The organism is Mesorhizobium sp. CCNWLY176 (assembly GCF_037153935.1).
Taxonomy (GTDB): Bacteria; Pseudomonadota; Alphaproteobacteria; order Rhizobiales; family Rhizobiaceae; genus Mesorhizobium_M; species Mesorhizobium_M zhangyense.
The window spans coordinates 202,559-214,738 of sequence record NZ_JBBBDZ010000008.1; the positions used below are offsets into that span (position 1 = coordinate 202,559).

The 12,180-nt window shown below is 60.4% G+C and carries 14 protein-coding genes; 6 read left to right on the top strand and 8 right to left on the bottom strand.

The genetic code is table 11. From position 1 onward, the window contains the following. Window positions 1–224: 224 nt before the first annotated feature. From WBQ96_RS15685 to WBQ96_RS15695, 3 genes are all read right to left on the bottom strand, one after another. On the bottom strand, window positions 225–1,796 hold the full coding sequence (locus WBQ96_RS15685) for a GMC family oxidoreductase (protein ID WP_336551486.1): 1,572 nt from the start codon (window positions 1,794–1,796) through the stop codon (window positions 225–227). A gap of 48 nt (window positions 1,797–1,844) precedes the next feature. Then, complete coding sequence (locus WBQ96_RS15690) at window positions 1,845–2,378, bottom strand: twin-arginine translocation signal domain-containing protein (protein ID WP_336551488.1); 534 nt, start codon at window positions 2,376–2,378, stop codon at window positions 1,845–1,847. 84 nt (window positions 2,379–2,462) lie between these two features. Then, window positions 2,463–2,858, bottom strand: a complete 396-nt coding sequence (locus WBQ96_RS15695; protein ID WP_336551490.1) for a VOC family protein — start codon at window positions 2,856–2,858, stop codon at window positions 2,463–2,465. Between the two features lie 216 nt (window positions 2,859–3,074). On the opposite strand from WBQ96_RS15695, the gene WBQ96_RS15700 reads away from it, so the two are divergent. Next, entirely contained in the window at window positions 3,075–3,380 is a 306-nt protein-coding gene (locus tag WBQ96_RS15700; RefSeq protein ID WP_091913494.1) for a ribbon-helix-helix domain-containing protein, read from the top strand. 10 nt (window positions 3,381–3,390) lie between these two features. Here WBQ96_RS15700 and WBQ96_RS15705 read toward each other — a convergent pair whose 3' ends face one another. Both WBQ96_RS15705 and WBQ96_RS15710 read right to left on the bottom strand, forming a co-directional pair. Next, window positions 3,391–3,684: a Dabb family protein gene (locus WBQ96_RS15705; RefSeq protein ID WP_336551493.1), complete on the bottom strand. Its 294-nt coding sequence runs from the start codon at window positions 3,682–3,684 to the stop codon at window positions 3,391–3,393. Window positions 3,685–3,788: 104 nt separating this feature from the next. Beyond that, complete coding sequence (locus WBQ96_RS15710; protein WP_336551494.1) at window positions 3,789–3,956, bottom strand: hypothetical protein; 168 nt, start codon at window positions 3,954–3,956, stop codon at window positions 3,789–3,791. A gap of 36 nt (window positions 3,957–3,992) precedes the next feature. Here WBQ96_RS15710 and WBQ96_RS15715 point away from each other — a divergent pair, with 36 nt between their 5' ends. The 4 genes from WBQ96_RS15715 to WBQ96_RS15730 all read left to right on the top strand — a co-directional run bounded on the left by WBQ96_RS15715 (window position 3,993) and on the right by WBQ96_RS15730 (window position 6,663). After that, window positions 3,993–4,226 (top strand): DUF1365 family protein, encoded by a 234-nt coding sequence (locus tag WBQ96_RS15715; protein ID WP_337035903.1) that lies wholly within the window; start codon window positions 3,993–3,995, stop codon window positions 4,224–4,226. Window positions 4,227–4,298: 72 nt separating this feature from the next. Then, window positions 4,299–5,546 (top strand): cyclopropane-fatty-acyl-phospholipid synthase family protein, encoded by a 1,248-nt coding sequence (locus WBQ96_RS15720; protein WP_336551496.1) that lies wholly within the window; start codon window positions 4,299–4,301, stop codon window positions 5,544–5,546. Between the two features lie 367 nt (window positions 5,547–5,913). After that, window positions 5,914–6,147, top strand: a complete 234-nt coding sequence (locus WBQ96_RS15725; protein ID WP_336551499.1) for a hypothetical protein — start codon at window positions 5,914–5,916, stop codon at window positions 6,145–6,147. Window positions 6,148–6,348: 201 nt separating this feature from the next. Then, entirely contained in the window at window positions 6,349–6,663 is a 315-nt protein-coding gene (locus tag WBQ96_RS15730; RefSeq protein WP_336551501.1) for a hypothetical protein, read from the top strand. A gap of 140 nt (window positions 6,664–6,803) precedes the next feature. Here the strand turns inward: WBQ96_RS15730 and WBQ96_RS15735 are convergent, their stop codons facing one another. The 3 genes from WBQ96_RS15735 to WBQ96_RS15745 form a co-directional block, all read right to left on the bottom strand. Then, a complete protein-coding gene (locus WBQ96_RS15735) occupies window positions 6,804–8,783 on the bottom strand; it encodes a bifunctional 2',3'-cyclic-nucleotide 2'-phosphodiesterase/3'-nucleotidase (RefSeq protein WP_336551503.1) in 1,980 nt (659 codons plus the stop codon). 125 nt (window positions 8,784–8,908) lie between these two features. Further along, window positions 8,909–10,192 (bottom strand): NAD(P)/FAD-dependent oxidoreductase, encoded by a 1,284-nt coding sequence (locus tag WBQ96_RS15740; protein WP_336551505.1) that lies wholly within the window; start codon window positions 10,190–10,192, stop codon window positions 8,909–8,911. A gap of 234 nt (window positions 10,193–10,426) precedes the next feature. Continuing rightward, window positions 10,427–10,900, bottom strand: coding sequence for an Lrp/AsnC family transcriptional regulator (locus tag WBQ96_RS15745; protein ID WP_091913484.1), 474 nt, complete (start codon window positions 10,898–10,900; stop codon window positions 10,427–10,429). Window positions 10,901–11,054: 154 nt separating this feature from the next. Here WBQ96_RS15745 and ald point away from each other — a divergent pair, with 154 nt between their 5' ends. Beyond that, window positions 11,055–12,170, top strand: coding sequence for an alanine dehydrogenase (gene ald, locus WBQ96_RS15750; protein ID WP_336551509.1), 1,116 nt, complete (start codon window positions 11,055–11,057; stop codon window positions 12,168–12,170). The last annotated feature ends 10 nt before the right edge of the window (window positions 12,171–12,180 follow it).

The following is a 12,180-nucleotide window of genomic DNA, read 5'->3' on the forward strand; positions in this document are numbered from 1 at the left end:
GTTATCCATTTAATTTCAAATAGATAGAATTCCCCACGGGGACATCGGCACGAACGCCCATGCACAGCTATGGGTTATATTAGTGCAATCAATATTGTGCGCTGCACAAATTCTGCGCAGAAGGCGCCTATGCATCCATTTTTGGCACAGCTTGCACACAAAAAATCCGGCGCAGAATGTCGAAAGACATTCCACGCCGGAGGCAGGGTCTCGGGGAGGTCGTCCTAGATGTTCTTTGCCGCCATTTCCTTGGCGATGTGATCGGCCTGCCGGATTGCCAGCGTCACGATGGTCAGCGTCGGGTTTTCCGCACCGCCGGTGGTGAACTGGCTGCCGTCCGACACGAACAGGTTCTTGATGTCGTGCGTCTGGCCGAACTTGTTGACTACGCCATCCGACGCTTTCTCGCTCATGCGGTTGGTGCCGAGATTGTGGGTCGACGGATAAGGCGGCGTCGGGAATGTGCGCGTCGCGCCAACGGCGTCATACATGGCCGTCCCCTGCTTGTAGGCATGGTTGCGCATGGCATCGTCATTGGGATGGTCGGTAAACCAGACATCGGGGATCGGCATGCCGTATTTGTCTTTCATCTCGCCATGCAGTTTCACGGCGTTCTGTTCCTGCGGCATGTCCTCGCCGACGATCCACATGCCGGCCATATGGTCGTAGTGGTCGAGCGCCGTGGTGAACCCTCGGCCCCACCCGCCTGGATTGAGGAAGGCGGCCATGAAGGGCAGCCCGAGCGCCAGCGTCTCCAGCTCATACCCGCCGACGAAGCCGCGCGAAGGATCGTGCTTTGCCTCGTCGCGGACGATACCGGCCATGGTCGTGCCGCGATACATATGCACCGGCTTGTCGAAGATGGCGTAGACCGAACCCGTGGTGTGGCGCATGTAGTTCTTGCCCACCTGCCCCGATGAATTGGCAAGCCCATCCGGGAATTTCGCAGATGCCGAATTGAGCAGCAGCCGCGGGCTTTCGATCGAATTGCCGGCGACGCAGACAATGCGCGCCTTCTGGCTTTGCAGCTTGCCGTCCTTGTCTGCATAGACGACGGCGGTCACCTTGCCGCTGTCGTCATGCTCGATCTTGACGACATGGCTGTTCGGGCGGACCTCCAGCTTGCCGGTCGCCTCGCCCTTGGGGATTTCCGTATAGAGCGTCGACCATTTCGCGCCCCATTTGCAGCCTTGGAAGCAGAATCCAGTCTGCTGGCAGGCCATGCGGCCGTCACGCTCTGCCGAATTGATCGCCATATTGCCGGTGTGGCATTCCTTGTAGCCAAGCGCGTCGGCGCCGGCCTTCAGGATCTTGAAATTGTTGTTTCCCGGCAGGCCTTCGATGCCGTTGGTGCGGGTCACGCCCATCTTGTCTTCGGCCTTGGCGTAGTACGGTTCCAGTTCGGCCAGCGTCAGCGGCCAGTCCAGCAGGTTCGCGCCCTCGATCTTGCCGTAATGGGTAAGCGCCTTGAATTCATGCTCTTGCAATCGCAGCGACGCGCCGGCCCAATGCGTGGTCGTCCCGCCGACCGCCTTGACGATCCAGGCCGGAAGGCCCGAAAAATCCTTGGCGACGCGCCAGCCACCTGAAGCGGTGCGCGGATCGCCCCAGGAGAGCTGAGCAAAACTGTCCCACTCGTCATTGATGAAATCCGTATAGTCGTAGCGGTTGCCGGCTTCGAGTATGACGACGTCGATGCCCTTCTGGGCGAGTTCGTTGCCGAGTGTACCGCCGCCAGCGCCCGAACCGATGATTACGACGACCTTGTCATCGTTCAGATCATATTTCGCGACCATGGTTTCCTCCCAAAGGTCAATAATTGCAATGGCTTGACGAAACGGGTTCTAGAGCCACTCGATGTCGTCGAAGCCGCGCGCGATGTAGCCTCCCTTGGAGTAGGACTCGCCCTCGTAGCCGAAGATCGGCCAGATCTCTTTCTGATTGTAGAGACCAACGACCAGCCCGCCCCGGACCGCCTGGAAGAAAGGCGTTTCCTCGATACCCTGGAGAAGCTTGACCCTCTCCTCCTCCCAGCCAAGCCCGGCATAGCCGCCGTCGCCCGCCTTCTGGTCGAGATCGGCGATGCCTTTTTCGATGAGTTCCTTGTGGGCCGCATCCTTGCCGGCCATCTCGTCATGGCTCTTGACGGCAATGGCGTAATATTTGTCCGGCACCTGGTCGTGCGGGTAGATGTCGCGCGCCATCTGGATCAGCGTCGCCATCGTCTCGGGCTTGAGGGCCGTCGTTTCGAGCCCCCAGGCATGCTGCGGGCTGATGACCGCGCTGCCGCTGATGACCAGTAGCGCAGCGCCCACGCCGCCGCGTTTCAGCAGCTCACGTCGCGACAGGCCGGGCCTGCCTTCATGGATCGTGACCATTTTGTTCCTCCCTTGCTTGCTTTGCGCCTGAAGGCGCCGTTGCTGGCTGGGCCGCGCTCCTCCCGAGTGCGGATCACCCCGTCCCTATTTGTAGCGGCCGTGCCGTTGCAGCACCTCGATCTGGTAGCCGTCCGGATCGGCGACGAAGAAGAACCGGGCGAGCAAAGCGCCCTCCCGGTTGAATTCGACGATTTTGCGAGGAGCGAGGCCGAGCGCCTCAAAACGGGCATGCTCGACGTCGAGATGATCGACGCAGAAGGCGATATGGCCGTAGCCGTCGCCCAGCGCGTAAGGTTCCTCGCGGCCTTTGTTGATGGTGAGCTCGACCTCGAAGTCGGCTTCGGGGTTGCGCAGATAGACGAGCGTGAATGTCTCGAAATCCAGCCTGTCGGCGATTTCGAGCCCGAATGCCTGCCTGTAGAACTCCACGGACCGGGTTTCTTCAAGAACCCGGATCATCATGTGTATCGCTTTTGCCAAACCTGTCCCCGCAATCCGTGACGCCTTCGATGTGAATCGGATTATGAGCGCGGCGCATCCAAGTTGGTGGCAGCCCGTTACCACGCAGGAAATTGATCGCAGGTCACAATCACGCTAGGCACCAAAGTTCGATTGCGGCGGCCTGCATTTCCGTCGAATATGGCGTCAGCGGGCGCAAGCGCCGCCAAAACCAAGAAAAACCGGGAGGAATGACAAATGTGCAGGGTTTTTGCCGGACAGGATCCGGAAGGCTATCGCCAGATCAACCGCTCGATTCGCATTGGCGGCCACTCGACCAGCATCCAGCTTGAAGCGACGTTCTGGGCGCTGCTGGACGAGATCGCCGACGGCCAGGGGCTGACGACGCCGAAATTCATATCGAAGCTTTACGACGAGGCGATCGAGATAAACGGCGAAATACCGAACTTCGCGTCCATGCTGCGCACCACTTGCGCGCTCTATCTAAGAGGGCACCGCCCCTCGGACCACGAACAGGCGATGCTGCGTAGCGAAGCAGCCTGAGCCGACGCCGTCAGGCGCGTTCGGCCACGACGTCGGCCGAGAAGCGCAATTCGCGCAGCGGCCGAACCTTTTGCGTCGTCGCATCATATGTCGGATGCGCCTTGTACGCTGCCAGCGCTGCCTCGTCGGCGAATTCGGCATAGACCACCACGTCGATCTCGTTTCCGAGCGGATCGACCTTGGTGTTGAATGTCACTTCAAAGTGATCGGAATACGGGATCGAAGCCAGCGCCCGCAGCCCGTCGCGGACAGCCGCGATATCTTCTTCACGCCTGGCGCTGAAAAACACGATATGCCGGATCACGCACGCCTCCTGAATTCTCGAGGCGTCTTTTGGGTCGCTATCGCGCCCGCGTCAATCTCTTGAACCAAGGGCTTTCAGCCGCAGCCTGCCGGCCATTTCGTTGATCAGCCGCCGAAGTAGCTCATCGCGTGGCGCAGCAGGCGCACGCCATGATCCAGATAGCGGCCCTGATTGGACGTGGCATCCCAGATCAGCAAGACGGTGACGATGACCACGGCAACGACATAGCGCATGCCGACACGATACCCCAATGCCTGCGATACTACCACCATCAGTTCCACCCGATCGTAAATGACCGGTTGAGACTTTTGGTCGGTCAGGCGGCGAAAAGCGTTCTCGATCAGGGGCGTGAAAAGCTTGGTACGGCCTCCCTTTCGCTCTGCCTCTTGAAGTTTCCCTTGATGACATGGAAGATCATGGCAGGAATCCACTGGGAGGCGCTGAAACTGTGGTTGAAGGGCGCCCGTTTCAAAAGGAGCCCACCGGCTCCTGAAACGGTTAGCTACCGTGATCATGGTGGAGCGTTCGAACCCGGTGAATGAGAGGGAAGCCACCAGCATGCGAGGGCATGCGTGGGCTTTGCCGACGAAATCGGGGATCTGAGGGGATCTGACATGACGCAGGATCACGCCGCATCCGACGACGCGATAAGGCTAGACGAACGCAATTTCGCCGACGTGGTGCGGGGCCTGCCGGCCAAGGCGCGCATGGTGCTGTCGGCCGCCATGAACCTCGCCCGCGGCTCGCTCAAGATCACCTTGCCGGACGGCCGCTCCGTCCTGGTCGGCGGCAAGGCACCCGGCCCGGACGCGCAGCTTGTGTTGAACAACTGGCGCCTGCCCGGCCGCGCTTTTACCGGCGGCACGATCGGCGTTGCCGAATCCTATATGGACGGCGATTGGGAAAGCCCGGACGTGACCTCGTTTCTCGAACTTTTCGTGGTCAATTCCGAAACAGGCGAACGCCTGGCAGGCGGCGCGAGTTGGCTGCTGAATGCGGTTCAGCGCGTCCGCCATTGGCTCAACGAGAACACGCATCGCGGCTCGAAGAAGAACATTTCGGCCCACTACGATCTCGGCAACGCCTTCTACAAGGAGTGGCTGGACCCGACCATGACCTACTCCTCGGCGCTGTTTTCGGCCGGCGCCAATGACCTTGAAAGCGCGCAGACCGCGAAATACCGGGCGCTGGCCAAGGATGTCGGCATCCGTGCCAAGGACCATGTGCTGGAGATCGGCTGTGGCTGGGGCGGCTTCGCCGAATTTGCCGCGCGCGAGATCGGCTGCCGCGTCACCGGCCTGACCATCAGCCGCGAACAGCATGATTTTGCCACCGCCCGCATCGCCAAGGCCGGCCTTTCCGACAAGGTCGAGATCAAGCTGCAGGATTACCGCGACGAAACCGGCAAATACGACCGCATCGCCTCGATCGAGATGTTCGAGGCCGTCGGCGAAAAATACTGGCCGGTGTTCTTCGGCAAGGTCAAGGACTGCCTGAAGGCCGGCGGCACTGCCGGCATGCAGATCATCACCATCAACGAAAGCGCCTATTCGATCTACCGCAGCCGGCCGGATTTCATCCAGCGCTACGTCTTTCCGGGCGGCATGCTGCCGACACCGGCGATCCTGAAGTCGCTCGGAGCCGATCAGGGCCTATCCTATCTGCGCGAGCGCGTCTTCCCGCAGGACTACGCCCGCACGCTTGCCGAATGGCGCCTGCGCTTCTGGGGCTCCTGGGAAAAGATCGTGCCGCTCGGCTTCGACGACCGCTTCAAGAAGCTCTGGGAGTTCTATCTCCACTATTGCGAGGCTGGCTTCCGCGCAGAGTATATCGACGTGCGGCAGGTCATCTACAAGGCTTGAGCCACCGCATCAGGACCGAAATTCGGCTGCTCTTGGCGTCTGAGAAGAATTTCCGGCCAGCCTCCGACCTCATTTTTTAACACCGCAGTCGCCTCATCTCTAGCGACTCCGCGCACTGCAGCGATTCTTCAAAGCGGAATCACGCTTGCGTGAATGGCACCTTCACGTGATCGCATCCTGTTGATCGTCAGCCGACTTACTTTCGCGAATACCCTCACCCATATGAGCCGTGTTGATCGTCCGACACGAGGGATTTCCAAAATCACCGGCAGCTTGGCGACTCCACCGGAATACCGGTTGGCGCGTCTTCCTCCCATGCCGGCGGAAACCCCTTGTCGCGGTCACGACGAACTTTTGGAGAATAGAGATGAAGAAGACAATTATTGCACTCACCGCGGTTCTGATGACCTCCGGTATCGCCTTTGCCCAGAACACGACTTCGGTGATCAAGACGGCTCATGACGCCGCGCCGGTTTCGGTGGTCGTCAAGCAGCCGACCAACATCGACTACTCCTCGCAGGCCGCGATCTCCTCGACGGTCGGCGCGACCAACGAACAGCAGCGCGCCGCGATCATTCAGGAACGCGCCGACAATCGCTGATCGAGTATCCGGGGCGCACTCACGCCCCGGCACACAATCTTGTGACGATGCTCCCCGGCGATGTCTCAGTTACGTCATTTGAAGTTGAGCATTCGGGTACATAAATCACACTCTGTAACCGAAGATATTGAATCTCCTACAGATTTATACCTTCAAAAATTCTGCCGAAGAAAATTTCGGCCAAGAAAAATGGAGACTAAAATGAACAAGATCATCCTCTCGCTCGCCGCCGTTCTTTTGACCACCGGCGCATCCCTCGCAAATGACCGTTACGGCGACGCCGCTCCTTCCTCGGTCGTCGTCAACGCTCCCAGGAGCATCGATTACTCCGGCACTGCCGCCATTGGCGCCACAAGCGCCGGCGTCAAGAATGACCGCTACGGCGATGCCGCTCCGAATTCGGTTGTTGTCAGCCAGCCCAAGAGCCTCGACTACTCGGGCACGGCCGGCATCGGCGCCACCAGCAATGGCCTCAAGAACGATCGTTACGGCGACGGCGCCAAGTCCATGTACTGACCGATCGGTCCCGCAACGGGACTGACCTGAATGCAAAGGGCGGCAGACCTGGTCTGCCGCCCTTTTTCTTTGATACGCTGGAGCAATTCCAGGAAAAGTGTGTAGCGGTTTTCCGTTCGGAATTGCGTGAGAACAAATACTCAGAGCGTGATGCGGTACTTCCCGAAACCTTCCGCGCCCTCGCCGGCTGCCTCGATCTTGACGCCCTTCACATCGGCAATCAGATCCTTTGCCTTCGGACCCGTTTCGAACAGAACCGACGTTCCTTCCAGCGGCGCAAAGCTCCAGTTGTCGTCGGCGGACGGGTTGATCGTCTTCTGATCGATGATGTAGCGCACGATCACGTCACGGTTGGTGTCTGGCGCTTCGTAGATGATCTTGGACGCGTTGATCTCCGGGAAATTGCCGCCGCCGCCAGCGCGGTAATTGTTTGTCGCCACAACGAATTTTGCTGCCGGATCAATGGCTTTCCCATCGAACATCAGGTCGATGATGCGGTTTGAGCCTGCGTTGATGACGGCGCCCTTCGGATCGTATTTCGGCGGCTGCGACAGGTCGATCTTGTAGGTCACGCCATCGATCACATCGAAATTGTAGGACGGAAAGTCCGTGTTGATCAGCGGCTGGTCGGCCTTGCCCTTCTCGACCTGGTTGAAGATGCCCGCCGACATCTCCAGCCAGTCCTTCACCTGCGCGCCGGTGATCTCCACCGCCCGCACCGTGTTCGGGTAGAGGTAGAGATCGGCGACGTTCTTGATCGCGATGTCGCCCGTCGGCACGTCCGTATAGTACTCTGGACCGCCGCGGCCGCCTGACTTGAAGGGTGCTGCCGCCGAAAGCACGGGCAGGTCCTTGTATTGCGTGTCCTTCAGCAGGTCCTTGATGTACCAGGTCTGCGCCTGGCTTACGATCTGCACCGACGGATCGTCAGCGACGAGCGCGAAATAGGAATAGAGCGGTGCCGAAGTCTTGCCGACCGGCCGGCGCACATAGGCGAGCGTGGCCTCGTGATCCTCCTTGAGCGCATCGACGATGCGCTTGTCGTCCTCGACCGTCGCCTTGTTCTTGTTCTCCACCCGCTCGTAGATCGGCCGCGCCTCCGATGTCGCCGAGACGACTTTCCATTTGCCGCCGTCCGCTTCCAGCATCAGGTCGATCAGGCCCATATGCGAGCCCCAGAAGCCGCCCATGACGGCCGGTTTGCCTTGCAGCGTGCCTTTCGCAGCATCGACGCCCTCCAGCCCCTGAAAGTCCTTCGGGCCGGGAAAGACGAGATGCTGATGCCCGGTGAAGACCGCATCGATGCCGTCCACGCCGGCGAGGAAGAACGAAGCGTTCTCCATCAGGTCGCCCTGCTTGTTGTCGATGCCGGAATGCGAGAGCGCAATGACGATGTCGGCGCCCTCCTCCTTCATCTGCGGCACCCAGGCTTTTGCAGCCTCCACGATGTCACGCGTCAGCACGTTACCGGTCAGGTTCTTGGCGTCCCAGATCATGATCTGCGGCGGCACGAATCCGATGATGCCGATCTTGATCGGATGTTCCGCGCCCGCGCCGTCCTTCACCTTCTTGTCGAGGATCACGTAAGGCTTGAGATAGAGCTTGTCGTCGCGCGGATTGGAGGCAAGCACGGTACCCTTGACCAGATTGGCGCAGACGAACGGGAAATTGGCTCCGGCCAGCACCTTGTCCATGAAGGACAGGCCGTAGTTGAATTCGTGGTTGCCGAGCGTCGAGCATTCATAGCCGAGCAGGTTCATGCCCTTCATGACGGGATGAACGTCACCTTCCTTCAGGCCCTTCTCATAGGCGACATAATCGCCCATCGGGTTGCCCTGCAGGAGATCGCCATTGTCGATCAGCATGGAATTGGTCGCTTCCTTGCGCACGGCATCGATCAGCGAAGCGGTGCGGGAAAGGCCCATCGTGTCGTTCGGCTTGTCGGCATAATAGTCGTAGGGCAGCACGTTCACATGGATGTCGGTCGTTTCCATGATTCTGAGATGCGCCTGATTGGCCTGCGCGCGCGCCGAAAACGGATGCAGCATGACGAAGGCCCCGGTTGCCGCTGCACCTGCTAAAAAGGACCGCCGCGACAAGGGATGAAGCAACTCAGACATGGTTTTCTCCTGGAGATTGATCTCGAAAAAAATCGACGTCGAAACGATGAGTTTCGCGCCGAATTTTTACCAAGTCCAGCAGGAACAGATGACGCGCCGATGACAATTTGTCGGCTAATCAGCGATCATTTCGGTTTTGCGGGCGCCTGCGCAGAGCCCTGCGTGATCAGACGGGCGCTGCGCTGGCCTGTCGTATAGATCCACAGCCAGCTCAGCGCGACGGAGAGCCTGTTGCGTAGGCCGATCAGGAAATAGATGTGCGCCAGGCCCCACAGCCACCAGGCGATGCGTCCATTGAGCTTGATCCAGCCGAAATCGATCACCGCAGCGCGCTTGCCGATCGTGGCCAGGTTGCCATCGTTCTTGTACTTGAAAGGCCGCGCCGAACTGTCGCCCTTCAACCGGGCCTTGATCGTCGCGGCAATATGCCAGCCTTGCTGCTTGGCGGCAGGCGCCACACCGGGAACGGGCTTGCCTTCCGGCGTCGTGACATGTGCCGTATCGCCGATCACGAAGATTTCCGGGTGCCCGGCGACCGTCAGGTCCGGCTCCACCATCACCCGTCCGGCGCGATCGGCAGAGGCACCCAGCCATTCCGCCGCCGGTGACGCGGCCACGCCTGCCGCCCAGATGATCGTCTTTGCCGGCAGGTGCTGCCCGCCATAGACCACGCCCTGCGCGTTGCATTCGGAAACCGCCCTGCCGAGCTCGACCTCGACGCCAAGCTTTTCGAGCGCGCTCTTGGCATAGGCAGATTGCGCCGGCACGAAGGCGGAAAGCACGCGTTCGCCCGCCTCGATCAGCACCACGCGCGCTTCGCGCGTATCGATGTTGCGGAACTCCTTCGGCAGCGTGTCATGCGCCAGTTCAGCGATGGTGCCGGCCAGTTCCACGCCGGTCGGACCGCCGCCGATGATGACGAAGGTCAAACGCGCGCGGCGACGTTCGGGATCGGTTTCCCGCTCGGCCTTCTCGAAGGCCATCAATATGCGCCGGCGGATGGTCGTGGCATCCTCCAGCGTCTTCAGGCCGGGCGCATAAGGCTCCCATTCGTCATGGCCGAAATAAGCGTGCCGCGCACCGGTCGCCAGCACCAGCGTGTCATAGGGAATAGCTTCGCCGTCCTCCATCAGCACCCGCTTGCCGGCGGGATCGACGCCGGTAACGGTGCCTAGCAGCGTGGTCACATCCTCGCGGTTGCGCAGCAATTGGCGTATCGGCCAGGCGATTTCGGACGTCGCCAGCGACGTCGTGGCGACTTGATACAGAAGCGGCTGGAAAAGGTGATGGTTGCGCCGATCGATGATCGTGATGCGCACGGGTGCGCCGGTCAGGTTGCGGGTAGCCTCCAGGCCGCCGAACCCGGCACCGACGACGACGACGTGATGTGGGCTGGAAGCAGGATCCATCGGGCTCGCTTGGGCGAAGAAAACGATTCGTCCCGATTATGGTGCAGTGCCGCAAACAAGCAAGCAGTGCTTAGGACCAAGACACATTCGGGTGTGTCGAGATTCAGATCAGGGCGTGCCGAGAACGGCGGTTTTCGAGAACCGGAACGGAGCGTACATTTGGGTACGTGAGTACCGGAAGCGCAGAAAACTGCTGTTCGCAGGCCGCCATCATCTGAATATCGGCACACCCGATCACGCCAGCTCCGGCTTCATGCCGAGCGCCGTGCGGTCGATGATCTCGCGCAGCGCGAAGGACGAGTTGATCTTGGTCACGTGCGGCATGGCCGACAGCCATTCCTTGTGGATGCGCTCGTAGTCGGCCAGGTCCTTAGCAGCGATGCGCAGGATGTAGTCATATTCGCCCGACATCAGATGGCATGACAGGATGTTGGGGCAGCGCTTCACCGCCGCCTCGAAATCCGAAAGCGTCTTCTCGAACTGGCCCGACAGCGAGATGTGCACGATGGCCGTCATCTGATGGCCGAGCGCCGCGTTGGAAAGCCGGGCGTGATAGCCGCGGATGACGCCGCTCTTTTCCAGATTGTCTAGCCGGCGCGAACAGGCCGACTGCGACAGGCCAACCTTCTCGGCTAGAGCCGCATTTGGGATGCGCCCATCCTTCTGCAAAGCGTCCAGAATGGCGATATCGATCCTGTCGAGCGACATTATTCGTATTTCCTTCGAATATACCGAGATTTCGCGCAACGAATAGCGATTTCAGGCGGCAACAGCAACCCAATTTGCAAACAAGCACAGCCGATTCTGTGATTTCATGAGCGATACAAAAAATTCCATCGACGGGAAACAGTGGAGGAACACAATGCGCGTCGGATGCCCCAAGGAAATCAAGAATCATGAGTATCGCGTCGGCCTGACACCGGGTGCGGTTCGCGAATATGCAGCCCACGGCCACGAGGTCTTGGTCGAGACGGGCGCCGGCGCCGGCATTGGCGCCGATGACAACGCTTACCGTGCCGCCGGCGCAACGATCGCCAAGACGGCCGCCGACGTATTTGCCAAGTCGGACATGATCGTCAAGGTCAAGGAACCACAGCCAAACGAATGGGTACAGTTGCGCGATGGCCAGATCCTCTACACCTATTTGCATCTCGCTCCCGATCCGGAACAGACCAAGGGCTTGCTCGCGTCGGACGTCACTGCTGTTGCCTATGAGACCGTGACGGACGATCGCGGCGGCCTGCCGCTGCTGGCGCCGATGTCGGAAGTCGCCGGCCGCCTCGCCATCCAGGCCGGCGCGACCGCGCTGCAGAAGGCCAATGGCGGCCGCGGCGTGCTGCTGGGCGGCGTGCCGGGCGTTCTGCCGGGCAAGGTCACGGTCATCGGCGGCGGCGTCGTCGGACTTCATGCGGCCCGGATGGCGGTCGGCCTCGGTGCCGACGTTACCATTCTCGACCGTTCGATCCCGCGCCTGCGCCAGCTCGACGACCTGTTCAGCGGCCGCATTCACACCCGCTATTCGACGGTTGAAGCGCTGGAAGAAGAATGCTTCTCGGCGGATGTCATCGTCGGCGCGGTTCTGATCCCCGGTGCTGCCGCGCCCAAGCTCGTCAGCCGCGAAATGCTGTCCGGCATCAAGAAGGGTGCCGTGCTTGTCGATGTAGCGATCGACCAGGGCGGCTGCTTCGAGACCTCGCATGCCACCACCCATGCCGACCCGACCTATGAGGTCGACGGCGTGATCCATTACTGCGTCGCCAACATGCCCGGCGCCGTGCCTGTCACCTCGGCTCACGCCTTGAACAACGCGACGCTGCATTACGGTTTGCAGCTTGCCGACAAGGGCCTGAAGGCGCTCATCGACGAGCCGCATCTGCGCAACGGTCTCAATGTCCACAAGGGCAAGATCACCAATCGCGCCGTCGCCGACGCGCTCGGCTACGAAATGGTCGAGCCGAAAGCGGTTCTGGCCGCCTGATTTCAAATCC